Source organism: Halorubrum sp. SP3, assembly GCF_005435195.1.
In the GTDB taxonomy this organism is placed as follows: domain Archaea; phylum Halobacteriota; class Halobacteria; order Halobacteriales; family Haloferacaceae; genus Halorubrum; species Halorubrum sodomense.
The window spans coordinates 14626-38173 of the sequence record NZ_SGTU01000008.1; the positions used below are offsets into that span (position 1 = coordinate 14626).

At 68.8% G+C, this 23548-nt stretch carries 26 protein-coding genes and 1 tRNA gene; 17 read left to right on the top strand and 10 right to left on the bottom strand.

Annotated elements, in window-relative coordinates; all coding sequences use genetic code 11:
• The first annotated feature begins 40 nt into the window (after nt 1–40).
• Nucleotides 41–673, top strand: a complete 633-nt coding sequence (thiE, locus tag EXE42_RS07805) for a thiamine phosphate synthase (protein WP_092923807.1) — start codon at nt 41–43, stop codon at nt 671–673.
• Nucleotides 674–679: 6 nt separating this feature from the next.
• Here thiE and EXE42_RS07810 read toward each other — a convergent pair whose 3' ends face one another.
• Nucleotides 680–1531 carry an NAD(P)-dependent oxidoreductase gene (locus EXE42_RS07810; protein WP_137706262.1) on the bottom strand — a complete coding sequence of 284 codons (852 nt, stop codon included), beginning with the start codon at nt 1529–1531 and terminating at the stop codon, nt 680–682.
• A 496-nt stretch (nt 1532–2027) separates the two neighbouring features.
• Nucleotides 2028–2732, bottom strand: coding sequence for an SDR family oxidoreductase (locus EXE42_RS07815; RefSeq protein WP_137706263.1), 705 nt, complete (start codon nt 2730–2732; stop codon nt 2028–2030).
• Between the two features lie 90 nt (nt 2733–2822).
• On the opposite strand from EXE42_RS07815, the gene EXE42_RS07820 reads away from it, so the two are divergent.
• The 7 genes from EXE42_RS07820 (at nt 2823) to moaA (ending at nt 9366) form a co-directional block, all read left to right on the top strand.
• A complete protein-coding gene (locus tag EXE42_RS07820; protein ID WP_137694457.1) occupies nt 2823–4325 on the top strand; it encodes an NAD(P)/FAD-dependent oxidoreductase in 1503 nt (500 codons plus the stop codon).
• On the top strand, nt 4322–5209 hold the full coding sequence (locus EXE42_RS07825) for a prenyltransferase (RefSeq protein WP_394347996.1): 888 nt from the start codon (nt 4322–4324) through the stop codon (nt 5207–5209). The genes EXE42_RS07820 and EXE42_RS07825 overlap by 4 nt, the downstream gene beginning before the upstream one ends.
• Nucleotides 5206–6144 carry a bisanhydrobacterioruberin hydratase gene (gene cruF, locus EXE42_RS07830; RefSeq protein ID WP_137694459.1) on the top strand — a complete coding sequence of 313 codons (939 nt, stop codon included), beginning with the start codon at nt 5206–5208 and terminating at the stop codon, nt 6142–6144. The genes EXE42_RS07825 and cruF overlap by 4 nt, the downstream gene beginning before the upstream one ends.
• 141 nt (nt 6145–6285) lie before the next feature.
• Nucleotides 6286–6843 (top strand): diadenylate cyclase, encoded by a 558-nt coding sequence (locus EXE42_RS07835; RefSeq protein ID WP_092923827.1) that lies wholly within the window; start codon nt 6286–6288, stop codon nt 6841–6843.
• Between the two features lie 101 nt (nt 6844–6944).
• Entirely contained in the window at nt 6945–7370 is a 426-nt protein-coding gene (locus EXE42_RS07840; protein WP_092923830.1) for a universal stress protein, read from the top strand.
• Between the two features lie 108 nt (nt 7371–7478).
• Complete coding sequence (locus EXE42_RS07845) at nt 7479–8246, top strand: MBL fold metallo-hydrolase (RefSeq protein WP_137694461.1); 768 nt, start codon at nt 7479–7481, stop codon at nt 8244–8246.
• A 115-nt stretch (nt 8247–8361) separates the two neighbouring features.
• Entirely contained in the window at nt 8362–9366 is a 1005-nt protein-coding gene (gene moaA, locus EXE42_RS07850; RefSeq protein WP_137706264.1) for a GTP 3',8-cyclase MoaA, read from the top strand.
• A gap of 25 nt (nt 9367–9391) precedes the next feature.
• On the opposite strand, the gene EXE42_RS20610 is transcribed toward moaA, so the two are convergent.
• A complete protein-coding gene (locus tag EXE42_RS20610; protein ID WP_255510196.1) occupies nt 9392–9517 on the bottom strand; it encodes a hypothetical protein in 126 nt (41 codons plus the stop codon).
• A gap of 397 nt (nt 9518–9914) precedes the next feature.
• Here EXE42_RS20610 and EXE42_RS07855 point away from each other — a divergent pair, with 397 nt between their 5' ends.
• Complete coding sequence (locus EXE42_RS07855) at nt 9915–10790, top strand: Fic family protein (RefSeq protein WP_137694970.1); 876 nt, start codon at nt 9915–9917, stop codon at nt 10788–10790.
• Nucleotides 10791–11140: 350 nt separating this feature from the next.
• Here EXE42_RS07855 and EXE42_RS07860 read toward each other — a convergent pair.
• Nucleotides 11141–11215, bottom strand: a tRNA-Arg gene (locus EXE42_RS07860).
• Between the two features lie 100 nt (nt 11216–11315).
• On the opposite strand from EXE42_RS07860, the gene EXE42_RS07865 reads away from it, so the two are divergent.
• On the top strand, nt 11316–11960 hold the full coding sequence (locus EXE42_RS07865) for an AAA family ATPase (RefSeq protein WP_137706265.1): 645 nt from the start codon (nt 11316–11318) through the stop codon (nt 11958–11960).
• Entirely contained in the window at nt 11957–12409 is a 453-nt protein-coding gene (locus EXE42_RS07870) for an RNA-binding domain-containing protein (RefSeq protein ID WP_137706266.1), read from the top strand. The genes EXE42_RS07865 and EXE42_RS07870 overlap by 4 nt, the downstream gene beginning before the upstream one ends.
• 38 nt (nt 12410–12447) lie before the next feature.
• Here the strand turns inward: EXE42_RS07870 and EXE42_RS07875 are convergent, their stop codons facing one another.
• From EXE42_RS07875 to EXE42_RS07895, 5 genes are all read right to left on the bottom strand, one after another.
• Complete coding sequence (locus tag EXE42_RS07875) at nt 12448–13050, bottom strand: transporter (RefSeq protein WP_092923894.1); 603 nt, start codon at nt 13048–13050, stop codon at nt 12448–12450.
• Between the two features lie 111 nt (nt 13051–13161).
• Nucleotides 13162–13755: a GNAT family N-acetyltransferase gene (locus tag EXE42_RS07880; protein WP_137706267.1), complete on the bottom strand. Its 594-nt coding sequence runs from the start codon at nt 13753–13755 to the stop codon at nt 13162–13164.
• A 75-nt stretch (nt 13756–13830) separates the two neighbouring features.
• Entirely contained in the window at nt 13831–14763 is a 933-nt protein-coding gene (locus EXE42_RS07885) for an alpha/beta hydrolase (protein ID WP_137706268.1), read from the bottom strand.
• Between the two features lie 79 nt (nt 14764–14842).
• A complete protein-coding gene (locus tag EXE42_RS07890; protein ID WP_092923903.1) occupies nt 14843–15763 on the bottom strand; it encodes a DMT family transporter in 921 nt (306 codons plus the stop codon).
• A gap of 180 nt (nt 15764–15943) precedes the next feature.
• Nucleotides 15944–16603, bottom strand: coding sequence for an ArsR family transcriptional regulator (locus EXE42_RS07895; RefSeq protein WP_092923906.1), 660 nt, complete (start codon nt 16601–16603; stop codon nt 15944–15946).
• Nucleotides 16604–16739: 136 nt separating this feature from the next.
• Here EXE42_RS07895 and gpmI point away from each other — a divergent pair, with 136 nt between their 5' ends.
• Together gpmI and EXE42_RS07905 are read left to right on the top strand one after the other, a co-directional pair.
• A complete protein-coding gene (gene gpmI / locus EXE42_RS07900; protein ID WP_137706269.1) occupies nt 16740–18257 on the top strand; it encodes a 2,3-bisphosphoglycerate-independent phosphoglycerate mutase in 1518 nt (505 codons plus the stop codon).
• Between the two features lie 101 nt (nt 18258–18358).
• On the top strand, nt 18359–19501 hold the full coding sequence (locus EXE42_RS07905) for a thiolase family protein (protein ID WP_137706270.1): 1143 nt from the start codon (nt 18359–18361) through the stop codon (nt 19499–19501).
• A 310-nt stretch (nt 19502–19811) separates the two neighbouring features.
• On the opposite strand, the gene thiL is transcribed toward EXE42_RS07905, so the two are convergent.
• Nucleotides 19812–20723, bottom strand: coding sequence for a thiamine-phosphate kinase (thiL, locus tag EXE42_RS07910; RefSeq protein ID WP_137706271.1), 912 nt, complete (start codon nt 20721–20723; stop codon nt 19812–19814).
• Between the two features lie 317 nt (nt 20724–21040).
• Here thiL and EXE42_RS07915 point away from each other — a divergent pair, with 317 nt between their 5' ends.
• The 4 genes from EXE42_RS07915 to EXE42_RS07925 are packed head-to-tail and all read left to right on the top strand — an operon-like array spanning nt 21041 to nt 23493.
• Nucleotides 21041–21355, top strand: a complete 315-nt coding sequence (locus EXE42_RS07915; protein ID WP_092923919.1) for a hypothetical protein — start codon at nt 21041–21043, stop codon at nt 21353–21355.
• Nucleotides 21352–21528: a hypothetical protein gene (locus tag EXE42_RS18540; RefSeq protein ID WP_158293698.1), complete on the top strand. Its 177-nt coding sequence runs from the start codon at nt 21352–21354 to the stop codon at nt 21526–21528. Before EXE42_RS07915 ends, EXE42_RS18540 begins: the two co-directional genes overlap by 4 nt.
• A gap of 4 nt (nt 21529–21532) precedes the next feature.
• On the top strand, nt 21533–22573 hold the full coding sequence (gene aceA, locus EXE42_RS07920) for an isocitrate lyase (RefSeq protein ID WP_092923922.1): 1041 nt from the start codon (nt 21533–21535) through the stop codon (nt 22571–22573).
• Nucleotides 22573–23493, top strand: a complete 921-nt coding sequence (locus EXE42_RS07925; RefSeq protein WP_137693567.1) for a CoA ester lyase — start codon at nt 22573–22575, stop codon at nt 23491–23493. Before aceA ends, EXE42_RS07925 begins: the two co-directional genes overlap by 1 nt.
• The last annotated feature ends 55 nt before the right edge of the window (nt 23494–23548 follow it).

Sequence of the window (23548 nt, forward strand, 5' to 3'; positions counted from 1 at the left end):
AGCGCAACCGTTTTTATCCGACCACCCGCTCGTACCATGTGTGAATATCGACGGATGGCGGACGTACCTCGTCACGGCGGCCGGCCGCTCGGCGGGGCGGACGACGCCGGAGGTCGTCGCGGCCGCGTTGGAGGGCGGCGTCGACGTCGTCCAGCTCCGCGACAAGGCGACGAGCGCGCGGGAGCGTTACGAGACGGGGCTCCGCGTCCGCGAGCAGACCGACGAGGCCGGGGTGCCACTGATCGTCAACGACCGGATCGATCTCGCAGGCGCGGTCGACGCCGACGGCGTCCACCTCGGCCAGTCCGACCTCCCGGTCGCGGTCGCCCGGGAACAGCTGGGCGAGTCGGCGGTCGTCGGCGTCTCGGCCTCGACGGTCGAGGGGGCCGAGGCGGCCGAGGCCGCGGGCGCCGACTACCTGGGCGTCGGCGCCGTCTACGGCACCGACTCGAAGGACGTTTCCGGTGACCGCGACGGGATCGGGACCGAGCGGATCGCCGCGGTCGTCGACGCGGTCGAGATCCCGGTGGTCGGGATCGGGGGGATCGACGCCGACAACGCGGCGCCGGTGGTCGAGGCGGGCGCGGCCGGCGTGGCAGTCCTGTCGGCGATCACGGCCGCCGAGGACCCGGAGGCCGCGACCGCGGCGATTCGGGACGCGGTGACGGAGTGAGGGGCCTCAGTCCTCGCGTTCGAACTCCGGGTCGAACAGCCGCGCCGACATCGGTTCCGGATCGCCCTCGGTGAGGTTGTACTCGGAGAAGTCAGTCACGCCCGCCTCGCGGAGCAGGGCCTCGTCGTAGAAGCTCTCGCCCGTACACTCCGCCGGGTCCCGCGCGAGGATTTCGAGGACCGCGTCGGAGACGATTTCGGGGGTCCGCCAGTCGTCCTCGGTCCCGAGCCCGAAGTAGCGCGTCGCGCGGGTGTCGATCGTCGTCACCGGCCAGAAGGTGTTACAGCCCACGTCGTCGCCCGCCAGCTCCTCGGCGAGCGAGAGCGTGACGAACGACATGCCGAGCTTCGACCACGCGTACGGCGCCTTCCCCGGCGAGCGGTCGGTCGTGACCGGCGGCGCGTTCGTCAGCAGCCACGCCTCGTCGAGGTCCGCGAGGTGGTCCGCGAACGCGTGCGCAACGAGGTGGGTCCCGCGGACGTTCACGTCGGTGAGGAGGTCGAAGCGGTCGGCGGGCAGGTCCGCGACGTTCGCCAGCTGGATCGCGCTCGCGTTGTTGACGACGATGTCCACCTCGCCGAAGTGATCGATGGCCTCCTCGACGGCCTCCTCGACGCGGTCCTCGTCGCGGAGATTCAGTTCCAGCGCGAGCGCCTCGGGCCCGCGCTCGCGCACCTCGCGGGCCGTCCGTTCGATCGATCCCGCCAGCTCGGAGTCGTCGTCGTCCGTCGTCTTGCCCGTCGAGACGACGTTACAGCCCCGCTCGGCGAGCGCGAGCGCGATCTGCTTGCCGATGCCGCGAGTCGTCCCGGTGATGAACGCCGTCGAGCCCGAGAGATCGGGGTCCGCGAGTGGCATACCCCACGTTCGGTCGACCGCGGGATAATTCTCGGTGGTCGAGCGCGGAATCGACGAGGTGGAATTTAAATACCGACGTGCGGCGGCGACAATCGTTTATAACTGACAACCGTGGTGGCGCGTGCCTGCGAGGCCGCGTTGCGGCCGAGCAGCACGCGCGAGGGACGCGGTGAGCGCTCGGAGAGCGCGAACCGCGAGGCTGGGGAGGCGTGAGGTGCTGTGCGGGGTGGGACTCAAAGGGGCAGCCGCGAGGTCGCCGTAGGCGACGTAAGCACCGCAGCGAAGGAGCGTCAGCGACTGAGCGAGGAGCGCAGCGAGCGTACGGCGGCCTCCCGGCTGGGGCTTTGGAGGTGTTCGTCATCGATCTGCGAACAGATGTTTATCAGCGAGCGGCTGGGGCTTTGGAGGTGTCTGCCGCCGCTGTGTGATCAGGTATTTATAAATGAATGGCTGCGCCCCTCGCGACCTTCGCCGCTAACCCGGCTACAATCCACCCCTATCGCGTCGCGGACTTCCACTCCCGGAGTCCCAACCGCTCGCCGTTCAGGTCCTCGGCGGGCGCCTCGGTGGCGGCCCAGACGAACAGCGGCGCGACGCTCTCGGGGTCGCGGGCGCGCTCCTTCCCGGTGAGGTCGGTCGCGACGAGCCCCGGGTCGACGACGCCGACGGTCGCGTCGAGGTCGGCCGCGAAGCCGCGCGCGACCCCCTCGGCGGCCGCCTTCGAGACGGCGTACGCACCCATCCCGGGCTTCGACTCGGCCGCGACCGACCCCGAGGGGACGATGACGCGCGCGTCGTCGGCGAGGTGGGGAACCGCCTCGGAGATGGTCGCGAACACGCCGCGCGCGTTCGTCCGCATCGTGTCGTCGTAGTCGGCGTACGTGACCTCGGTCGTCGGGCGCTCGCCCGGCGCGCCGTGGAAGACGCCGGCGTTCGCGAAGGCGACGTCGACCGGGCCGGCCTCGCGGGCGACGCGCTCGAAGAATCGCTCGAGGTCGAACTCGTCGCGCACGTCGACGCGGTCGCCCCACGCCGTGCCGCGGTCGCCGTCTTCGTCGTCGTTCAGCGCCGCGACGGTCCGATCGACGGCCGCGCCGTCACGACCGGAGAGGGCGACGAACGCCCCCTCGTCGACGAACGCCTCGGCGACGGCTCGCCCGATGCCGCTCGTTGCCCCGGTGATCGCGACCGTCAGATCCATGTGAAGTCGGCTACGTTCGTCGATGACTTAGTGGTATCCTCTCGCCGCATCTGGCCGGTATTTATACCGATTCCGTCCCTACGCTCGGACATGGACGTGGTCCCGGACATCGACGGCGTCGCCGGCGAGTCGATCGTCGTGATCGGCGGCGGATTCGGCGGGCTCTCGACGGCCTGTTACCTCGCGGACGCCGGCGCGGACGTCACCCTGCTGGAGAAGAACGAGCAGCTCGGCGGGCGCGCCAGTCGGCTCGAAGTCGACGGCTTCCGGTTCGACATGGGGCCGTCGTGGTACCTGATGCCGGACGTCTTCGAGCGGTTCTTCGGCCACTTCGACCGGTCGCCCGACGAGTTCTACGAGTTAGAGCGGCTCGACCCGCATTACCGAGTGTTCTGGAAGGACGGTGACAAGGTCGACGTGCTGCCGGACCGCGAGCGGAACCGGGAGATCTTCGAGTCGTACGAGCCGGGCGCGGGCGAGGCGTTCGACGCGTACCTGGAGGAGTCGAAGCGCACCTACGAGATCGGGATGGAGCACTTCGTGTACGAGGACCGCCCGCGGCTGCGCGACTACGTGGACAGAGACGTCCTCCGTTACTCGTGGGGGCTCTCGCTGCTGGGCAAGATGCAGGGCCACGTCGAGGACTACTTCGACCACCCGAAGCTCCAGCAGCTGATGCAGTACACGCTCGTGTTCCTCGGCGGCTCGCCGACGAACACGCCGGCGCTGTACAACCTGATGAGCCACGTCGACTACAACATGGGCGTCTACTACCCCGACGGGGGGATCGCCGCCGTCGTCGACGGCATCGTCGAGCTCGCCGAGGACCTCGGCGTCGAGTTCGTCACCGACGCCGAGGTGACGGGCATCGAGGGGCGGTACGGCGCCTTCGCGGTCGACACCGAGGACGGCGAGCGCTACCTCGCGGACCGCGTCGTCTCCGACGCGGACTACGCGCACACCGAACAGGAGCTGCTCCCCGAGCGGAAGCGGCAGTACACCGAGGAGTACTGGGAGTCGCGGACGTACGCCCCCTCCGCCTTCCTGCTGTACCTCGGCGTCGAGGGCGACGTGCCGAACCTCGAACACCACACGCTCGTCCTCCCGACCGACTGGGACGAACACTTCGCGCAGATCTTCGACGACCCCGAGTGGCCAGACGACCCCGCGTACTACCTCTGTGTTCCCTCGAAGACCGACGACTCCGTCGCGCCGGAGGGCCACAGCAACCTCTTCGCGCTCGTCCCGGTCGCGCCCGGACTGGCGGACACGCCGGAGATCCGCAACCGCTACCGCGACCTCGTGATCGACGACATCGCGGCGAACACCGACACCGATCTCCGCGGCCGGATCGTCGTCGAGGAGACGTTCTCGGTCGACGACTTCGCGGACCGGTACAACAGCTACGCGGGCAGCGCGCTCGGATTGGCGCACACGCTCACGCAGACGTCGCTGCTGCGCCCGCCGCACGTCTCGGACGCGGTCGACGGGCTCTACTTCACGGGGTCGACGACGACGCCCGGCATCGGCGTCCCGATGTGCCTGATAAGCGGGGGGCTGACCGCGGAAGCGATGACCGACGACGACGTCTGATGACGGCCGTGAGCGACCAGAACCGATCCGCCGGGAGCGAGGGGCTCCGGTACCTGCTGGTGTTGTCGCGGCCGCGGTTCTGGCTTTACCTCGCCGGCCCGGTCGCGGTCGGCGTCACCTACGGTATCGGCGGCGTGAGCGGGCTGTTTACGCCCGTCACGGTCGCGCTCGCCGCCTACTTCCTCGTTCCCGCGAACGTGTTCCTCTACGGCGTCAACGACGTGTTCGACGCCGACATCGACGAACTGAACCCCAAAAAGGAGGGCCGCGAGGCGCGCTGGCGAGGGAGCCGCCTGGTGGTCGCCGCCGTCGTCGCGTCGGGGCTCCTCGGACTCGCGACGCTCGCGATCACGCCCCGCGTCGCGTGGCCGTACCTGCTCGGGTTCCTCGTCTTAGCGGTCGGCTACAGCGCCCCGCCCGCCCGGTTCAAGACGACGCCGTTGCTCGACTCGCTGTCGAACGGGCTGTACGCCCTGCCGGGCGCGGCGGCGTACGCGACGGTCGCGGGCGCGCACCCGCCGCTCGCGGCGCTCGCCGGGGCGTGGCTCTGGACGATGGGGATGCACACGTTCTCCGCGATCCCGGACATCGAGCCGGACCGCGCGGCGGGGATCGATACGACCGCGACGTTCCTCGGCGAGGCGCGGACGTACGCCTACTGCTTCGCGGCGTGGACCGCCGCGGCCGCCGCGTTCTGGATCGTCGACTTCCGGCTCGGCGCGCTGCTCGGCGTGTACCCCGTCTTCGTCGCGTGGGTCGCGCGCTCGTCGGTCTCCGTCGACCGCGCCTACTGGTGGTTCCCGGCGCTGAACACCGTCGTCGGCACGCTGCTGTCGATGGGCGGCCTCTGGCGGGTGTACCCGCTCTGGGAGGCGCTGCCGTGAGCGACGGCGACGGCGGCCCGGCGGAGGGCGGGTCGGTCGCCGGCGAGTCCGCTAGCGGCGCCGCGACCGCGACGACCGGGTCGCGCCTCGACGCGCTCCGCGACCGCGCGCCCGACACGCGCCGCGAGGCCGAGGCGCTGCTCGACCGGCTCGTCCGCGAGAACCGCTTCACCATCGCCGTCGTCTTCCCGCTCGTCGGGGCGGTCGCGCTCGTCGGCAGCGCCGAGGGGTGGGTGCCCGAGCCGTTCGCGTTCCACCCGTGGTTCGTGCTGTTCGGCGTGATCGTGATGCGCTCGCCGCTGGTCGTCGGCGTACTGCCGACGATCGACCGCCGCGCGCTCGGCTGGATCGGCGTGTTGACCGCGTACACGTATCTCATCGAGGGGGTCGGCGTCGCGACCGGGTGGCCGTACGGCGAGTTCGCGTACACGGTCGACCTCGGACCGATGCTCGCGGGCGTGCCCGTCGCGCTCCCGGTGTTCTTCATCCCCTTGGTGACCAACGCCTACCTGCTGTGCCTGCTCCTGCTCGGCCCGCGCGCCGACAGCGTGTGGGTCCGGCTGGCGACGGTGATCCCGGTCGTCGTCGCGATGGACGTCGTCTTGGACCCCGGCGCGGTCTCGCTCGGCTTCTGGGACTTCGGCGGCGGCGCGTTCTACGGCGTGCCCGTCTCGAACTACGCCGGCTGGGTGCTGTCCGCGATCGTCGCCGTCGTCACGCTCGACCGCGCCTTCGCGGCGGCGGGGATCCGCGAACGGCTCCGCGACTGCGAGTTCATGCTCGACGACATGGTGAGCTTCGTGATACTCTGGGGCGGGATCAACGTCTGGTTCGGCAACCTCCTGCCCGCGGCGGTCGCGGCCGGGTTCGGCGTCGGCCTCGTCCGCGCCGACCGGTTCGACACGCGGCCGTTCACGGAGTGGCGACGGTCGTGAACGCGGGCGGAACTCGGGGTCCTCGGCCCTCACCGCGGCGCCGACCGACTCGGCCGCACTTATATACCCCGGACCCGTCCTCCCGACCGTGACCGACGGCGGCAATCGAACGGAACGACCCAACCGGGAGGACCGACGGCGATGAGCGACCTCGCCATCGAGTACGGCGACCACGGGCGCGTGTGCGAGGTCGTCGACCGGCTGACGTACTGCGCCGAACACGTCAGCGTCTCCTTCGACGGGTGGGAGGAGCCGCACGTGAAGGGTCCGGGGCTCTACTTCGCCGTCATCGGCGACAGCGACTACGGCGCGTACGCCGACCCGATGGGCGAGAACCGCTGGCCCCGAGACACCTGTCCGTCCGTCCTCGACGAGGACGCGCTCGCGACCGCCGCCGAGTCGGTGAGCGTCGGGGAGGACGGCGGCGTCGTCGTCGCGGTCGACGGGGAGGTGGAGCGCCAGATGGTGAGGTTCCGCGACCTGGGCACCCGCGACGAGGAGGCCGACCTCGTCGACGACGTGAGCTACGAACCGTGGATGGGGTCGCGACACATGAGCGCGATCGAGACCTCCGTCCGGCCGGAGGTCGTCGCGACGGTGACGCTGAGCGAGGAGACCGGGCGCGTCAGCGTGTTCCGCGACGGCGAGGCGAACAGCATGCGGCGCGAGGAGATCGGCGGCCGCTGGCGCGGCGAGTAGCGCCCGCCGGCGCGGGGCGCGACGCTCTCGGCGCGCACGGCGCTCTCGGAGGCCGACACCGAGGCCCCACCGTTAAGCCCCGGCCGGGCGAACCCCGACGCATGTACGACGAGATTCTGGTGCCGACCGACGGGAGCGAGGCCGTCGACCGGGCGCTCGACCACGCGGTCCGGCTCGCGACCGACCACGACGCGACGCTCCACGCGCTGTACGTCGTCGACCAGCGGATCGCGACCGCCAACTCGGGCGACCTCCACGACGACGTCGTCGAGGACCTCGAATCGCAGGGCGAGACCGCGGTCGACGCGGTCGCCGACGCGGCCGCCGCGGCCGGCCTCGACGCCGAGACGCACATCGCCCACGGCACGCCAGACACGGAGATCGTCGAGTACGCCGACGAGGCCGGCATCGACGTGATCGTGATGAGCCCGGAGGGGAAGTCGCCCCGCGAGCGGATCCGGTCGCTCGGGAGCGTCTCCGACCGCGTCGCGGACGACGCCTCGGTGCCGGTGTTCCTCATCAAGTAGGCGGCTCGTCCCCCGGGCTCGGGCGCCGGCGCCCGGCCGGCGGGGGAGCGCCCGGCCGTCCGCCGCGCGTCCGAGCGAATTAGGTGAGTGCGGACGCGACCGACGGGCATGGAACTCACCGTCCTCGGGTCCGGCAGCGCGATGCCGGTCCCCGACCGCGCGCAGGCCGGGTACCTCCTCGACGACGGCGACCGGTCGCTGCTCGTCGACTGCGGCAGCGGCGTCCTCCAGCGGCTCGCCGGCACGGACACAGGCTACGAGGGCGTCTCGACGGTCCTGTTGACTCACCACCACCTCGACCACGTCGCCGCGCTCCTCCCGCTCCTCAAGGCGCGCTGGCTCGCCGGCGAGGAGCACCTGGAAGTGGTCGGCCCCGCGGGAACGAAGTCGCTCGTCGACGGCCTGCTCGACGTCCACGACTATCTCGACGGGCGGATCGACCTCGCCGTCCGCGAGGTGTCGGCGTCGCGGCCGTTCGCGGCCGGCGGGTTCGACGTGGCGGCCCGCGAGACGCGCCACTCGATGGACGGGTTCGCCTACCGGTTCTCGCCGCCGAGCTCGGACGCCGAGGCCGCCGCCGGGCCGCTCGTCCTCTCGGGCGACAGCGAGGCGTTCGCGGGCATGGCGCGGTTCGCTGACGGCGCCGACTGCCTCGTCCACGACTGCTCGTTCCCGGACGACGTCGACGTGTCGAACCACCCGACGCCGACGAGCCTCGGCGAGTCGCTCGCGGGCGCCGAGATCGGGACGCTCCTCCTGTCGCACCTCTACCCGCACACCGGCGGCCGCGAGCGCGAGATGGAGCAACAGGTCGCGGCGGCGGGGTTCGACGGCGAGGTGCGCGTCGCGACCGACGGCCTCCGCGTGTCGCTGTGACGCCGGATTCGTAACTAAAATCATGCCGCGTCGCGGCCGTAACGTAACCGGTGAGTGTTACACAGTCGCACGAACGACCCGGATACTTAAGCGCGCGTAGTGGCTTCCATCGCGCATGGCCGGCCCACTCGCGGACGACTTCGGACGGGAGGTGACGGGGGTACGGATCTCGCTCACCGACCGGTGTAACTTCGACTGCGTCTACTGTCACAACGAGGGGTTAGGCGACACGCGCGGGCCGATGGAACCGAGCGAGTCGGAGATGAGCGCCGACGACGTGGTCCGCTTCCTGGAGGTCGTCGAGGGGTACGGCGTCGACGCCGTCAAGTTCACGGGCGGCGAGCCGATGCTCCGGCAGGACCTCGAAGAGATCATCGAGCGCACGCCCGACTCGATGGAGGTGTCGATGACGACGAACGGCACGTTCCTCCCCGGGCGCGCCGCGGACCTGAAGGCCGCCGGGCTCGACCGCGTCAACGTCTCGCAGGACGCGCTCGACCCGGACGACTTCGCGGAGGTGACCAAGTCGGGCGCCTACGAGAAGGTCTTAGAGGGGGTCAAAGCCGCCGTCGACGCCGGGCTCGACCCAGTGAAGCTCAACATGGTCGTGTTCACGCACACCGCGGGCTACGTCGAAGAGATGGTCGAGCACGTCGCGGACAACGAGGGGCTCCAGCTCCAGCTCATCCAGTACATGCCGGAGCTGACCGGCAAGCCCGAGTGGAACGTCGACATCGGGCGCGTCCACGACTGGCTCGCGGAGAAGGCCGACCGCGTCGAACACCGCGAGATGCACGACCGGAAGCGCTACTTCGTCGGCGAGGAGAGCGACGACGAGACGGGCGGCATGGTCGAGATCGTCGACCCCGTCGAGAACGAGGACTTTTGCGCCAACTGCGGCCGCGTCCGCGTCACCCACGAGGGTTATTTAAAAGGTTGTCTCAACCGCAACGACGACCTCCGCTCGATGGGCGAGATGACCCGCGAGGAGATCGCGGAGACGTTCGAGGAAGTGGTGGCGAACCGCGTGCCCTACTACGGCGAGTACCTCGTCGAGGGCGACGACGGCGAGTACGAACTGAACGAGAAGTACCTGGGGACGCCGAGCGTGGCGGATTGAGGTCTCAGTCGACGTCCGTGGTCAGTTAGCGGTTCTTCGCGTAGGCGATCCCGCCGTCCGGCCCGACCGCGGCCTGGACAACCTGGTCCGCGACGGCGGTATCGGCGAGCAGCCCGTCGTAGTCGGCGTCCCTGAGGTCTCGTCGGTACACGTGTCTGGGTGTGGTGAGTGGTACTTGGGCGTATGGCTCGCGGAAGGGGTATCACGTCGAACATGGTCAGATCTACGGGCGGAAACGCTACCTAATTAGCATAGGAGCTGACATAAGAGATGGCAGTATAGTCGATACCGTCGAGATCGTTGAGAACGAGGATTCCCACGCCAACTACGACAGCATCCCCGTCACCCATGAGGCATAAAGAATGCCTCAACTGTAACGGCAATATCCGCTTAATTGGCGAAATGGCTCAGGAGGGATTGAAGAAACGACCCCAGTTGTCGCGAATCGCGTGTATACCACGATGAATACAGGATTAACGAGAAGTATAAGCACAAATATTTTAACAATTTGTAGCAATTTGGCTGTATCTGATTTGGAGACAGAATAAATGACAGACACTTACCCGCTACCATGGCGACAATCAATGGGGCCGTCCAGCCTTTCGGACATTGAAATTCTGGAAAATATCGATGAAAGTGATACAATATCTATCAAATATTTGTCTAAGTCTCGGAGGTCAAAAAGTAGGCTTCGACGCCAATGTGAATATTTGGAAAGGGTTGGTTTAATTGAGCAAAGAGGAAATGAATTGTATAGCTTATCCACTAAGGGCCAAAAAGTGGTAGATGGCGAGGTTAACCCCCCTCAGTCAGATGGTTATCTTGATCTAAACTCGTTATTGAATTTGGGACAAAACAGAATAATTGATTTATCTTTCGTGAATCAAGAGGATATAAAACAAATAAACCACAATATTTTCATAGAAACGAGAGATCCCGATATAGAGTCAGAACATGAATACTCTGTAGATGTTCGAGACGCTAGGCGGGAAGATCGAAAAGTGCTATCTGTAAAAAAATGGAAATTGGACCGAATAATTCGCGAATTCCCTCGGATAGAGCCGGTAACGTCTCAGTGTGCTCACTGGGTAACTACTATTGTTTCATTCCACCCATTTCCAGATGCCAATCATCGAACTGCGATGATTACACTAGGCAGATTGATGATAGGTAATGAGATAATTGATGAAAACCATGAGTGGCCGGGAAGTGATATTGAAATTGGAAAGGCGGTTCTGCTTTCCAAGTATCATCGCCATCTATATCCAGAGCGCAAATTTGAGCGGCTTTGGAAGAAAAACACTCTATATTGGCACTGGTATCAGTACTTTGAATATTTATTATTTGATGTTGAATACCCAGCACTAGCTCATCATACCGAGCAGGAGCTACGTGAGAAATTAAAACAGATTAGAGAAAGGTAGGATCTATTCGGAATCTACAGTCCCCATCTTGACGTAGGCACTCTTTTTCTTTTCCATATGCTTCTGCATTTTTTCTTCTAATTCTTGGCGGTCCATATCTGCTATTGTGTCTGGTAGCGTCTTATACTTTGTCTCATCTTGTCCAGAGACTTTGTTGGAAATAAGAGGTAGTACAAGCGCTATTTTCCACTCACAACCGTAAGCCCATCTCGATGGCGTTGCTCCAATAACGAGCACGGTGGGATTCGAACCAAAATCAGACGTGCTCGCTCACTACGTTCGCTGCGCGCGACTGATAGGGTTCGAATCCCCTGCGTGCCGGTTCGCTCGTCGCTTCGCTCCTCGCTGTACGGGCACAGTGGGATTCGAACCCACGACCATCGGATTAGAAGTCCGACGCTCTATCCGGGCTGAGCTATGTGCCCTCATCGGCTTTTGATCCCCCGAGTCTAAAAAACGCCCGCGGTTCGCGCCGCCCGCGGGCCAACAGCAGACCTAAGTCCGCGAGCGGACTACTCGCCGCTAATGAACGTCATCGGAACCGTCGGCCTCCCCGGCAGCGGGAAAGGGGAGGCGGCGAACGTGGCCGAGGCGGCCGGCATCCCGGTCGTCGTCATGGGCGACGTGATCCGCGCCGAGTGCCGCCGCCGCGACCTCGACCCCGCCGAGCATCACGGCCGGATCGCGCAGGCGCTCCGCGAGGAGGAGGGCGACGACGCCATCGCCGCGCGGACGCTTCCCCGGATTCGGGAGGCCGCGACCGAGAGCGACCGCGACGAGACCGTCCTCGTCGACGGCCTCCGCTCGACCGTCGAACTCGACCGTTTCCGCGAGGCGTTCGGCGACGACTTCACGCTCGTCGCGATCCGGGCGCCGTTCGAGCTCCGGGCCGAGCGACTGGGCGAGCGCGGCCGCGACGACTCCGACTCCGACCTGGAGGCGCTCCGCGAGCGCGACGAGCGCGAGATCGACCTCGGCCTCGGCGAGACCTTAGAGCGGGCCGACGTCGAGATCGACAACACCGACAGCCTCGCCGCGTTCCGCGGGCGGGTCCGCCAGGTGCTGGGCGTCGACGACGAGGGGGCGGAGCCGGACCGCTCCGACGACGAGGCCGCCGAGACGTCTGCCGCCGACGCCGAGGCGCCCGAGGCCGGAGGTGACGGCGCGTGATCTACAGCGTCGATGTCCGGATCGAGACGCCGGTTCACGACACCGAGGTGACCGACCGAGTCACCGACGTGGTGGCGAACGTCTTCCCCGACGCCGAGCCGGTCCACGAGGACGGGCGACTCGTCTCCGAGACCCACAGCCTCGACGCCTTCTCCGACGTGCTCCACGAACAGGAGATACTCGACACCGCCCGGCGCGTCTTCCTGCAGAACCGCACCGACGAGGGGTTCGCCTTCTCGCTGAAGAAGCAGGCGGCGCTCGAGGGCGTCGTCAACTTCGCGGTCGGCGAGCCCGACGAGCTGGGCGAGATCGACGTCGAGGTGCGCGTCCGAGAGCCGGATGTCGAGTCGTTCATCGACTACGTCGCGCCCGAGACGGACGAGGGCCAGCCGGTCGACCCCGTTCGCGAGTACGGCGACCGGTTCGACCCCGAGGACGAGGCGCACTGAGGCGTCGAACGGCGCGCGAACGCGTCCGGTTTTCCGATTCAGTCACCCAACAGCGACGAGCCCGCACCGCCTATCGCGCCGAAGGCGGCCGGGTAGACGGCGCCGGCGAGGAGGACGGCGGTGACGACGTCGGGGGCCACGCTCCCGTCGCCGACCGCGTACCGGAACAGGAACGCGCCGACGAGCGCGAGCGGGAGGTAGCCGGCGGCGACGAGCGCGCCCGAGCGGACGCCGTCGAGCGGGGCGTCCGCGCCGGCGACCCGCCCCGCGACGAGGCCGGCGACGAGCAGCAGGAGCGGCGGGACTACGAGCAGGAACCCCGCGCCCTCGGCCTCCATGAGGATGTTCCGCGAGGACGTGCCCCCGAACAGCGCGGGGAACACGGTCTCGACGAAGTGAGCGTTGTAGAACATCCAGCCGGACACCTGCCACGCCGAGATGGGGTCGCCGCCGAACAGCTCGGCGAGGAAGTTGAGCCCGGACAGCCCCTCCTCGATCCGGCCGCTCTGCGTGACGTAGACGGACAGGTAGCCGAGGAGGTAGGCGGCGGCGCCGGCGACCGCGCCGCCGAGCGCCTCTCGCGCGATGTTCCGATTCGAACCCGTCGTCGCGGTCGTTCCACCTGTCGGTGACGAGGACATGCGCCCGGGATCGTTTCGGACGCGGTAAGTGTTTGTTGGGTCGCAGTCACGCCGGTAATTCAACTGAAACGGCCGGTGAAACCTCCGCAGACGGCGAAAATCCCGCGCCGATCACGCGGTCGCCGCTCGCCACTCGTCCTGCGAGATCGTGTACCGGACCTCGTCGTGGACGCTCCCGTCGGCGAAGGTCAACTGATTCCGGAGCCGCCCCTCGCGCCGGCCGCCGAACCGGTCGACGTACTTCTCGATCGCGCGCCGCGACTGCTCGTTGTCGGGGTGGTGGCTCACCGCGACGACGTCTAAGTCGAGGTCGTCGAACGCGACCTCGACGAGCGCGGCGGCGCGCTCGCCGGAGTAGCCGCGCCCCCAGAACCGCTTCCGGAGCCACGTGCCGAGGACCGCCGTGCGCCGCTCCCAGTCGACCTCGAAGCCGCCGAAACCGGCGATCTCTCCCGCGTCGTCTTCCCCCTCGCGGGGCCGGATCACGTAGCTCGCCGCCTCGCCGTCCTCGAAGCGCTCGCGGCCGCGTTCGAGGAACTCCAGCGTCTCCTGCTTCGTCTCGTGGGGGTCCCACGTGACGTACTCGGTCACCGCCTCGATCCCGGGGTCCGACGAGCAGATCCGGTAGCACGTGTCGAGGTCGACGTTCTCGGGTCCCCGCGCCTCCAGCCGGAGCCGGTCGGTCTCGATCGTCTCGGGGAACACACCGGTGCCGACGGCGGCGGACGGATAAACTCTACCGGCGGTCTGGGATCCGTTTCCACGGTCCGACCGGCGCGTTCAGCCGTCGAGCGCGTCGGCGAGGTCGGCGCCCACGTCCGCGATCGCGTCGCGGGCGCGGTCGACCTCTCGCATCGTCATGAACCCGTGGACCATCGCGGGGTAGTTCTCGTAGCGCGTCGCGACGCCGTCCGCGACCAGCCGCTCCGCGTATGCCGTCCCGCCGTCCCTGAGCGGATCGAAGCCGGCGGTTACGACCGTCGCGGGCGCGACGCCGGAGAGGTCGCCGGCGTTGATCGGGTCGGCGTACGGGTTCCGGCGGTGGATATCGTTCCGGTAGTAGCAGTCGGAGAACCACTCGATGTCCTCGCGCGAGAGGACGACCCCGGCGTGTTCGCGCACCGACTCCTGCTCGGGGTCGACGCCGATTCCCGGGTAGAGAAGCGCCTGGTGGGCGATTTCGGGGCCGTCGCGCTCGGCGGCCATGAGCGCCGCCACGGCGGCGAGGTTGCCGCCGGCGGAGTCGCCCGCGACCGCGACCTCCCCGGTGCCGCGGAGCCGCTCCGTCGACGCCGCCGCCCACTCGACGGCGGCGTACGCGTCCTCGACCGCGGCGGGGAACGGGTGCTCCGGCGCGAGGCGGTACTCGACGGAGAGCACCGCACAGCCGCTCTCCCGCGTCAGGTGCCGGCAGAGCCAGTCGTGCGTCTCGACGCTCCCGAGGACGAACCCGCCGCCGTGGAAGAAGACGACGGTCGGATAGGGCGGGTCGCCGTCCGGGAGGTACAGGCGCGCGTCCAACTCGCCCGCGGGCCCCGGAACCGTCACCGACTCGATCGCCCCGATGCTCGGCGGATTCCGGTTCTGAAGCCGCGACAGGGGACCGGTCAGGAGCCGGAGCAGTTTCAGCTTGTAGCGGCCGTGCGGCAGCGGGATCCGCGACTGGCGGGCGGCTGCGCGCTTCGCCTGCGGATCGATCTGGTCGGCGCTCACGTCGTGGGAGTCGTCGGGCCGCCGACAAGACGGTTGCGGCGGGACGCCGGCGGGCGGCGATCGGTCGCAGCCGCGACGCTCACCGCACCAGCTCGGCCGCTCGCAGTTCTTCCCGGATCGCGTCGCGTTTCACTAGGGCGAAGCCGACGCAGATGATCAGGAAGCCGGCGACCGTCGTGGGGGTGATCCCCTCATCGAGGACGAGCCAGCCGACGACGGCCGCGAACACCGGCGCGACGTAGGAGACGAGGTTGATCTCTATCGGGCCGAGCCGGTCGAGCAGGTCGAAGTAGATGAGGAACCCGATCCCGCTCGCGACGATCGAGAGGTAGCCCAAGGCGAGCAGCGACTCGGCGTTCCAGGCCGCGTCGGCGACCGACTCGCCGAGCGCGAGAGAGATCAGGTGCGTGAGTCCGGCGCCGAGCAGCATCGCCCACGCCTCCATCGTCTCGATGGCGATATCGGCCTCGGAGGCCCGAGAGAGCACGGACCCGAGCGCGAACGACGCCGCCGCGAGCAACACGAGGAGCTTCGAGACGGTGCCGCCGCCGGCGAGGTTCGCGGGGTCCGGGTTCGCGAGGACGACCGCGCCGACGAGTCCGATACCGAGACCGAGCGCGCCGACGGCGGTCAGGCGCTCCGCGGGGAGGAAGGCCCGCGCGAAGACGGTGGTCAAAAGCGGCGAGAGGCTGACGATGACGGCCGCGACCGCGCTGGTCACCGCGGGGTCGGTCTCACCGATGAACAGGAACGAGTGGTAGGCGGCGATGATGAACACGGCCCCGGAAGCGACCTCGAGCCACTGGTCGCGCCCGCGGGGGATTGGGTCGTCGACGGCGTACGCCGCGTACGCGAGCATTACCAGACCGGCCACGTCGTACCGGAACGCCGCGAACAGCACCGGCGGGAAGTACGCCAGCCCCGCCTTGATCGCGACGAACGCGGAGCCCCACGCGGCGGCGAGGACGAGAAACAGCGAGAGGTTTCTGAGACGGCTCACGTCCGCCCTCGTCCGGCGCCGAGCCAAAAGCTTCCGGAAACGGCCGCGGTCGCTGGATCGGCTCGGCGCCGGGCGCGCAGTGCGACGGACGCCCGGGGAGCGTGACAGTCCGGGGAGCGTGACAGCCCGGGCAGCGTGACAGTCCGGGGAGCGTGACAGCCCGGGCAGCGTGACGGGCCGTTAGCGGACCTGATACCCGTCGGCGTCGCGGGCGACGACGCCCACGTCGGAGAGCCGACGGAGCGCGCCCTCGACCGTCGACTCCCGTGCGCCGACCTCGTCGGCGACCGCGGCGGGCGTGCCGTCGGTCTCGACCACCGCGGCGATGACGGCCGCGAAAAAGCGGCTGTCTGCCTGCCCGCCGAGTCGATCGTCGATCTCGGCGAGGGTGTCCTCGACGCGACCCTGAACCCACCGCTGGGCGAGCGAGAGCTCGCGGTCGAGGTCCTGGAGGCGCGTGAACTCCTCCGCGAGTTCCGCGAGGCCGCCGGTCGCGCCCGATCCGTCCGGTGCCTCGATCGAGAGGTGGGGACACCGTCCGGACATGTCGAGGCTGTTCTTCGCCGGGTACGCGCTCTTCGCGCCGAAGCCGTACGGCGAGACGCTGACCTCCAGCCGGAGGCTGCGCGCGATCCGGAAGTACTTCCGCCGCTGGTCGTCCGTCGTCGACTCGACGAGACCGGCCTCCTCCAGCTTCCGCAGGTGGTCGATCACCGCCTTCGGGCTCACGTCGAGGTACTCCGAGATCTCCGTGACGTAGCACGGCTTGGTAGCGAGAAGCCGGAGGATGCGTCGCCGGTTCTCGTTGCCGAGGAGATCGAGCAGTACCGCGGAGTCCATTAACGTGTGGTTAGCGTTCAGCGGATAAAAGGTTGGCTTCCGGCGACGACGGTCGGCCGAGCGAGTGGGGCCGCCGGGAGAGCGGCGAGACGGCACCCACCGAAGGGTAGTTACCCCCCGGGCGGCACGCTGGGGTATGGAGACGGCACTCGTGATCCTCGACGGCTGGGGGCTCGGCGACCACGACCGGCGGGACGCCGTGAAGGCGGCCGACACGCCGACGTTCGACGCGGCGACGGAGCGCGGCGCCGACGGGCGCCTCGTCGTCCACGGGCGGCGCGTGGGGCTCCCCGAGGGACAGATGGGCAACTCCGAGGTCGGCCACCTCAACATCGGCGCGGGACGGGTGGTGAAGCAGGCGTACACGCGGATCACGGACGCGCTCGCGGAGGGGTCGCTCTCGGACAACGACGCTATCGCAGACGCGCTCGACCACGCGAGATCGACCGGCGGCCGGGTCCACTTCACCGGCCTCGTCTCCGACGGCGGCGTCCACTCGGACGTGGAACACCTGCTCGCGCTGATCGACGCCGCGGCCGACGCTGGCGTGCCCGCGACGAGCCACGCGTTCACCGACGGGCGGGACACGGCCCCCGAGATCGCCGACGAGTTCCTCGCCGACGTGACCGCGAAGGCCGACGAGCGCGGGACGGGCCACGTCGCGACCGTTACCGGGCGGTACCACGCGATGGACCGCGACGAGAACTGGGAGCGCACGCGGAAGGCGTACGACGCGATCGTCGAACGCGAGGCCCCCCACGAGGCCGAGAGCGCGGTCGCGGCCGCCCGCGAGGCGCACGCCCGCGGCGAGACCGACGAGTTCGTCGAACCGACGCTCGTCGCCGGCGAGCCCGCCCTCGACGACGGGGACGCGGTGATATTCTTCAACTTCCGCGCGGACCGCGCCCGGCAGCTGGTCCGGATGCTCACCGACACCCGGCCCGAGTGGGGCTTCGACCTCGACCAGCCCGAGATCCGCCTGACGACGATGACCGAGTACGACGAGACGTTCGAGTTCCCGGTCGCGTTCCCGCCGGAGATCCCCGCGAACACGATCGGCGAGGTCGTCGCGGACGCAGACGGTACCCAGCTCCGGATCGCGGAGTCGGAGAAGTACCCCCACGTCACCTACTTCCTCAACGGCGGCCGCGAGGTCGAGTTCCCCGGCGAGATCCGCACCATCGTCGAGAGCCCGGACGTCCCCACCTACGACCTCCAGCCCGAGATGTCCGCGTCCGAGGTGACCGACGAGGCCGTCGAGACGATCGCCTCGGACGACCCCGACCTGCTCGTGTTGAACTACGCGAACCCCGACATGGTGGGCCACACCGGCGACTTCGACGCCGCGGTCGAGGCCGTCGAGGCCGTCGACGGACAGCTCGACCGGCTGCTCGACGCGATCGCCGACGCCGGCGCCCACGCCGTCGTCACCGCCGACCACGGCAACGCCGACGACATGGGCACCCCCGACGACCCCCACACCGCTCACACGTACAACCCGGTGCCGTTCGTCTACCTGACGCCCGACGGCGACGACGGCGGGCACGCGGTCCGCGAGGGGGGCTCGCTGTGCGACATCGCTCCGACCCTGCTCGACCTGATGGAGCGCGACCGGCCCGCGGAGATGACGGGCGAGAGCTTGCTCACGGAGTGACCCGGCGGCGCCCGCGACCGCAGCCGAATAAACGATAAACTCGGGATAGATTCCCGCCCGTTCCACGGCGTTTTAATACGCGGTCCCGTCTGTGATCGTTCATGACAGACGAGACCACGCCGGTGATCGCGGCCGCCTACCGAACGCCGCAGGGGAAAGACGGCGGCGTCTACGCGGACGTTCGCAGCGAGGACCTCTCGACGACGCTCATCGACCACGCGCTCGACGAGACGGGGCTGTCGAGCGACGATGTCGACGACCTGATGTGGGGCGTCGCGCAGCAGCGCACCGAGCAGGACAACAACGTCGCGCGCGTTATCGCCCTCCTGTCGGAGCTGGGCGAGTCGGTGCCCGCCACCACGATCAACCGCTGGTGCGCCTCCTCGATGCAGGCGGTCATCTCGGCGTCGGACGCGATCGCCGCGGGGAACCGCGACTGTATCATCGCGGGCGGCGTCGAGAACATGAGCCGCGTCCCGATGGACGGCGACTCCTACCAGCACCTCCACCCCGAGCTCTCGGAGACGTACAACGTCTTCCAGCTGCAGATGGGAATGACCGCCGAGAAGGTCGCCGAGGAGTACGACGTGAGCCGCGAGGCGCAAGACGAGTACGCGGCCCGCAGCCACCAGCGCGCCGCGGAAGCGACCGAGTCGGGCCGGTTCGACGACGAGATCGTCCCCGTCGAGACCGACGACGGCCTGGTCGAGGAAGACGAGGGGATCCGCCCGGACACGACCGCCGAGAAGCTCGCCGGCCTCTCGCCCGCGTTCACCGGCGACGGCACTGTCACCGCCGGGAACTCCTCGCAGATCTCCGACGGCGCGTCGCTGACGGTCGTGACGAGCAAGGCGTTCGCCGACGAACACGGGCTCGACGTGCTCGCGGAGGTCGGCACGAACGCGGTCGCCGGCGTCGACCCCACGGTGATGGGGATCGGCCCGGTGCCCGCCACCCGCGGCCTCCTCGACCGCGCCGGCACCGAGATCGACGACTACGACCTCGTCGAGCTGAACGAGGCGTTCGCCTCCCAGTGCGAGTACGCGCGGCGCGAACTCGGCGTCGACGAGGAGATCTACAACGTCAACGGCGGCGCCATCGCGCTCGGTCACCCGCTCGGCGCCTCCGGCGCGCGCCTCCCCGTCACGCTCCTCCACGAGATGCAGAAGCGCGACGCCGAGCGCGGCCTCGCGACGCTCTGCGTCGGCTTCGGCCAGGGCGCCGCGATCGAGTTCCTGCGATAGACAGCCGCGAGACGGATTTTCGCCGCGGCGCGCCTGCGAGCGGCCGCCCCCGGCGGCCGCGAGCCAGCCCGCGAGGGAGTCAGTCGCCGGAGCGAAGCGACGGCGACTGACGAGGCTGGGGAGGCGTGAGGTGCGTGGCTGTGCGGGGCGGGGCGGGACTCGAAGGGGCGGCCGGGAGGCGGGCGCAGGCGACGCAAGGACCGCAAGGAACGAGCGGAGCGAGTGACTGAGGACCGCAGCGAGCGTGCGCCCGCCTCCCGGCCGGGGCTTCGGCGGTGTTCGTGTCCATCGCGTTGCCGTCGTCGATCGCTTACTCGTCGCCGTGCGTGAAGCCGCGGTCGGGGAGCGGGTCGCCGTCGGCGACGACGCGCGACGACTCCTCCTCGGGCGCTTCGGTTACCGTCCCGATCTGGGTCAAGCCGGCCGGACACGCCTCCGCGACCGCCTCCACGTCATCTTCCGGCACCGCACACAACAACTCGAAGTCCTCACCGAAGTGCGCCGCGAGCTCGAACCGCTCTGCCGACCCCTCCGCGACCTCCTCGACTGCGGGATGGGCCGGAACCGCGTCCCGCTCCAGCTCGATCCCGACCGCGCTCGCCTCGGCCAGTTGGTGACACGACCGCGCCAGCCCGTCGGAGGAGTCCATCATCGCGGTCGCGCTCGGGGCCAGCGCGAGCCCGTCGGCCACGCGGGGCGTGAACCGGAACAGGTCGTTCGCGCGCTCGACCGACTCCTCCGTCTCCTCTTCGAAGAAGCGGAGCGCCGCGGCTGACCGGCCCCACTCGCCGGTGACGCAGAGCGCGTCGCCCGGCCGCGCCCCGTCGCGGGTGACGCTCCCGGCCTCAGTCACGTCCCCGACGGCGGTGGTCGCGGTCGTGAACTCCACGTGTTCGTCGAGGTCGCCGCCGACGTACTCGGCGCCGACCGCCTCGCAGACGTCGACCGCGCCCGCGACGAACGCGTCGAGTTCGTCCGGGTCGAACGCCTCGTCGGCGTAGACGGCGACCGCCGCGCGCGCCGTCGCACCCATGGCGGCCACGTCCGACAGCGAGGCGCCGACCGCGCGCCAGCCGGCGGTGTACCGCGTCGTCCCGGGCGGGAAGTCGGTCCGCTCGTGGAGCATGTCCGTCGTGATGACCGTCCCGTCGACGACGGCGGCGTCGTCGCCCGCGTGCGGGAGGTCGGCCGCGATGGCCCGGAGCGCGTCGCGTTCGTTCACTACCCCACGCTCCGCGCGGCGAGGCCAATAAGCGATCGGTCCGGGCGGGCGAGGCCGGGTCGCCTCGGAGTTAGCGGGGTCACCTCGGAGTTGCGCCCGGGTCGCGTCCTCCGATTCGTCCGTTCCGTGTCGCGTGTTGTCATGGAACATTTAAACGGGTAAAACAACATAACGAATATTATCATTATCAACCATTATGTTTATTACTACCCGCCGAATCGTCCCAGTCGCAATGGCAGTATCCGTACACGGACACGCAGCGACCCGACGCACGGACTCGATCACCAGACGACCGCCGCAACCGCCCACACGACCCGATGACGACACCTAACGACACGAGCGAAGACACGACCCGACGCACCGACAGCACGACCGACCGACGCACGGAGTCGGACACGACGACTTCTCCCGAACGGATCCCCGGCCGCATCCCGCCCACCGAGGAGGCGGGCGCGCCGCTGGTTCCGCCGATCGCCACCCGCCGAGCCGCGGGGACGCGGTCGCCCGGCTCGTCACCGCGGACCGAGACCCGCTCCCGAACGCGCCCGCCGACGGACGGCGAGCGCGACGCGCCGCTCGTCCCCGACATGCGTCCCGCCTCGCGGACGCGGACGGACGGGGGGTCGCGATGAGTTCGTTCCGCCGCGCCGTCCCGCTGGCGCCGGCCGGCGACGGCCCGCGACCGGACGCCACGGCGTTCGCGCCGACGAGGCGCACCACCGCGTCGAACCGGACCGCACCGGAACAGACTGCGCCGAACCGGACCGCGCCCAACCAGACCGCAGACGACGCCGCCACGCAGTAACCCGATGAATCCCAACGAACTCGACGACGACGTCTTCGACAGAGACATCGACAACCCGGCCGGCCGGCGGCTCCGCGAGCTGTTCGACGAGCAGGAGTACACGTTCGCGCCGGGGATCTACCACGCGCTCGACGCCCGCCTCGCGGAGATGGCCGGCCTCGACGCGGCCTACATGAGCGGCTACTCGACCGTCCTCGGCCAGTTCGGCTTCCCCGACCTGGAGATGGTGACGATGAGCGAGATGGTCGAGAACGCGAAGCGCATGGTCGAGGCGACGAACCTCCCCGTCATCGCGGACTGCGACACCGGCTACGGCGGCGTCCACAACGTCCGCCGCGCGGTCCGCGAGTACGAGAAGGCCGGCGTCGCCGCCGTCCACATCGAGGACCAGACCTCGCCGAAGCGCTGCGGCCACATCGCGGGCAAGCAGATCGTCTCCCGCGAGCAGGCGCGGTCGCGCTTCGAGGCCGCGGTCGACGCCAAGCAGAGCGAGGACACGGTGATCATCGCCCGCACCGACGCGTACGGCTCCGCCAACGGCGACTGGGAGGAGCACCTCGAACGCGGCCGGATCTACGCCGACGCCGGGGTCGACCTCGTCTGGCCGGAGATGCCCGACCCGTCTCGCGAGGACGCGGTCGAGTACGCCGAGACGATCCACGAGACGCACCCCGACCTCGACTTAGCCTTCAACTACTCCTCCTCGTTCGAGTGGGGCGCCCAGGAGGACCCGCTCACCTTCGAGGAGCTGGGCGACCTGGGCTACCAGTACATCTTCATCACGCTGTACGGGCTCCACTCGGGCGCGCACGCCGTCTACGAGGACCTCTCGAACATCGCCGAGAACGACGAACAGGCGCAGTTCGACCTCGAGGAGCGGTACATCGGCCACGAGACCGAGAGCCACCACGAGCTCTCCTTCGTCCCGCGCTACCAGGAGGTCGAGGCCGAGTTCGACCCCGAGGCGCGCAAGCGGCAGGAGGAGTCGGCCGGCTTCACCGAGGAGGAGAACGACCCGATCACGGCCTCGGAGGGCGACGACTGATGGGCGGACCGGACGACGTCACGCTCCGACGGAGCCAGCTCGCGACGCCGGGATCCGACCCGGAGATGATCGAACGGGCGCCCGACTCCGGGGCCGACGAGGCGTTCCTCGACCTGGAGGACTCCGTCGCGCCCGCGGCGAAGGTCGACGCCCGCGAGAACGTCATCGAGGGGCTGATCGAGTACGACTGGTCCGACACCCGGCCGTGCTACCGGATGAACGGCGTCGACACCCGGTGGTTCTACGACGACGTGATCGAGGTCGTCGGGCGCGCCGGCGAGCACCTCGACACGATCATGGTGCCGATGGCGAACAATCCGGAGACGGTCGCGACCGTCGACAACCTCCTGACGCAGGTCGAGGCGAACAACGACCTCCCGATCGGAGGCATCGGCCTCCAGGCGCAGATCGAGTCGCCCGAGGCGATGACGAAGGTCACCGACATCGCCCGCGCGAGCGACCGCCTGGAGTCGCTCGTGTTCGGTCCCGGCGACTACACCGCGAACGTCGGCGCCGCGGGGCTCACCATCGGCTCCGGCGGCGGCTACCCCGGCCACTACTGGCACTACCAGCTCGCGCGCATCGCGCACGCGGCGAAGGCGCAGGGGCTACAGGTGATCGACGGCCCGTACGCCGAGATCGAGGACGCGGCGGGGTTCCGCGACTCCTGTCGGTGGGCGAGCCAGCTGGGCTGTGACGGCAAGTGGGCGATCCACCCGAGCCAGATCGAGCCCGCCAACGAGACGTTCGCGCCCTCGCCCGAGGAGGCCGAGAAGGCCCGTCGGATCGTCGACGCCTACGCGGAGGCGAAAGAGCAGGGCAAGGGCGCCGTCTCGGTCGACGGCGAGATGGTCGACGAGGCGACAGACAAGATGGCCCGCGGCATCGTCGCGCGCGCCGAGCAGGCGGGGATCCTGTAAGGTCACCTCGCGCCGCCCCGCGCTCGATTCCCTGTGGGCATCTCCTTTTATTTCG

Coding starts and splice junctions, on each gene's coding strand:
- EXE42_RS07840 (WP_092923830.1), top strand. CDS start 6,945: ATGTACGACGAGATTCTGGTGCCGACCGACGGGAGCGAGGCCGTCGAC.
- EXE42_RS18540 (WP_158293698.1), top strand. CDS start 21,352: ATGAGTTCGTTCCGCCGCGCCGTCCCGCTGGCGCCGGCCGGCGACGGC.
- EXE42_RS07865 (WP_137706265.1), top strand. CDS start 11,316: ATGAACGTCATCGGAACCGTCGGCCTCCCCGGCAGCGGGAAAGGGGAG.
- EXE42_RS07905 (WP_137706270.1), top strand. CDS start 18,359: ATGACAGACGAGACCACGCCGGTGATCGCGGCCGCCTACCGAACGCCG.
- EXE42_RS07915 (WP_092923919.1), top strand. CDS start 21,041: ATGACGACACCTAACGACACGAGCGAAGACACGACCCGACGCACCGAC.
- EXE42_RS07845 (WP_137694461.1), top strand. CDS start 7,479: ATGGAACTCACCGTCCTCGGGTCCGGCAGCGCGATGCCGGTCCCCGAC.
- aceA (WP_092923922.1), top strand. CDS start 21,533: ATGAATCCCAACGAACTCGACGACGACGTCTTCGACAGAGACATCGAC.
- EXE42_RS07835 (WP_092923827.1), top strand. CDS start 6,286: ATGAGCGACCTCGCCATCGAGTACGGCGACCACGGGCGCGTGTGCGAG.
- EXE42_RS07875 (WP_092923894.1), bottom strand. CDS start 13,050: ATGTCCTCGTCACCGACAGGTGGAACGACCGCGACGACGGGTTCGAAT.
- EXE42_RS07895 (WP_092923906.1), bottom strand. CDS start 16,603: ATGGACTCCGCGGTACTGCTCGATCTCCTCGGCAACGAGAACCGGCGA.
- EXE42_RS07925 (WP_137693567.1), top strand. CDS start 22,573: ATGGGCGGACCGGACGACGTCACGCTCCGACGGAGCCAGCTCGCGACG.
- EXE42_RS07820 (WP_137694457.1), top strand. CDS start 2,823: ATGGACGTGGTCCCGGACATCGACGGCGTCGCCGGCGAGTCGATCGTC.
- moaA (WP_137706264.1), top strand. CDS start 8,362: ATGGCCGGCCCACTCGCGGACGACTTCGGACGGGAGGTGACGGGGGTA.
- EXE42_RS07810 (WP_137706262.1), bottom strand. CDS start 1,531: ATGCCACTCGCGGACCCCGATCTCTCGGGCTCGACGGCGTTCATCACC.
- EXE42_RS07815 (WP_137706263.1), bottom strand. CDS start 2,732: ATGGATCTGACGGTCGCGATCACCGGGGCAACGAGCGGCATCGGGCGA.
- gpmI (WP_137706269.1), top strand. CDS start 16,740: ATGGAGACGGCACTCGTGATCCTCGACGGCTGGGGGCTCGGCGACCAC.
- EXE42_RS07855 (WP_137694970.1), top strand. CDS start 9,915: ATGACAGACACTTACCCGCTACCATGGCGACAATCAATGGGGCCGTCC.